The organism is Roseateles sp. P5_B10 (genome assembly GCF_056400485.1).
Genome location: NZ_JBFULE010001397.1, coordinates 1 through 805 on the forward strand (window position 1 = coordinate 1; position 805 = coordinate 805).

At 72.8% G+C, this 805-nt stretch carries 2 protein-coding genes; both read right to left on the minus strand.

What is annotated here, in order from left to right; all coding sequences use genetic code 11:
- On the minus strand, positions 1-477 hold a 477-nt coding region (locus tag AC1DU6_RS33580; protein ID WP_477862684.1), incomplete at its 3' end, for an AfsR/SARP family transcriptional regulator.
- A 17-nt stretch (positions 478-494) separates the two neighbouring features.
- The coding region (locus AC1DU6_RS33585; RefSeq protein WP_477862685.1) for a hypothetical protein at positions 495-805 on the minus strand (311 nt) is incomplete at its 5' end.

Here is an 805-nt window from a genome sequence, read left to right on the forward strand (position 1 = left end):
CGCCTCGGCGGCCGTGGCCGCGGCCTCCAGCGCGCGCAGCCGCAGCCGCAATGCCCGCTCGCGGGCGGCGCCCAGCCACGGCGCGAACTGCGGTGCGTCGTCCAGCTGCAGGCCGTCCGCCAGCTCGCCCGGCCAGCCCGCAAGCGCCAGCTCGGGCATGGCTTCGGCCAGCAGCAGGTCGCAACTCAGCGTGTCGCCAGGGTGCAGATGGTCGTCATCGGCCCGAAAGGATTCAGGCACGCCCGCCTCGCGCAGCCGCGCCAGCTCGCGGCGCAGGTTGCGGCGCGCGCTGGGTTCGTCCAGATCCGGCCACAGCAGCGCGCACAAACGCGGGCGGCTGGCGCCGCCGTCCAGCGCGAGCACCAGCAGCAGCGCCTGCGTCTTGCGATTCGTCAACGCCACGGGATGGCCACCGCGCCAAAGGCGCACCGGCCCCAACACGCGCAACTCCAGCTCGGCACCCGACGGTTCTTGCATGCGCGGATTGTGCGAGGTCAGCGCAGGCCGCTCGACGTGGCCGGCGCATTCGACATAGGGGTGCTCAGGAAGCGCGCCAGCTCGAAGGGGCTGTCGAAGTCGCGCTGGCTGCCATCGTCCAGCACCACGCGGGCGCTGAACGCACCCGGCCTCGGTGCCCACCAGCTGAGCAGACCGCAGCGCGGCGCCGCGAGTGCTCGCAGCCGGGTGGTGTTCTCGTCCATCGACATGCAGCGACTGTGGTGGCCAGGCGTTGCGGCAGCGTTGCGTGGCGCGTGGGCTTCAGGGTTCGCGGCCGGAGCGTTAAGCTGCCGCGCCTTCACGGAGC